The sequence below is a fragment of the Psychrobacter sp. 1U2 genome, assembly GCF_051847575.1.
In genome coordinates this window covers 1-515 of record NZ_JBPYDC010001832.1, presented here as the reverse complement: position 1 = coordinate 515, position 515 = coordinate 1, and the positions used below count along the sequence as shown (strand labels likewise).

Sequence of the window (515 nt, the reverse complement as noted above, 5' to 3'; positions counted from 1 at the left end):
CTGAAAATATATCGTCGAAGCGAAATCCGCCACCACCAAAAGCTTCACCATCGCCAAACTGATCTTTGATATCTTCCCAGCGAAAGCCGCCTTGCCCGCCGCTAGCTGATTGACCACCAAAACCGCCGAAACCTCCAGCACCGCCTTGACCAGCGAATGGATTGTCTAACATAGCGTCATATTCGCTACGTTTGTCTTTATCCCTAAGCGTCTCATAGGCGTTATTGATTTCAGCAATTTTATTATCAGCATCTGGATCATCACTCACATCGGGATGAAATTGACGTACAAGCTTACGGTATTTTTTTTTGATATCAGCGTCTGAGGCGTCTTTTTTGACCCCTAAAATGTCATAGTAGCTTTTTTCTGCCATGTGGTAGTTCCTTAAAACAAAAGCATGTTGATGATATTGGTATGCCAATTTTAAATAATATGGTATGAAATTTTGATGTCACTTAACGATGATGATAACAATAAAAGAAGCAAAGACCGTTATATAAATATTAAGAGTAATA

General features: G+C 39.8%; 1 protein-coding gene. It reads right to left on the bottom strand.

Annotated elements, in window-relative coordinates; genetic code table 11:
• Positions 1–373, bottom strand: a 373-nt coding sequence (locus tag ACS8FD_RS24660) for a DnaJ domain-containing protein (RefSeq protein ID WP_439277781.1), incomplete at its 3' end; no start/stop codon positions are given.
• Between the last annotated feature and the right edge of the window lie 142 nt (positions 374–515).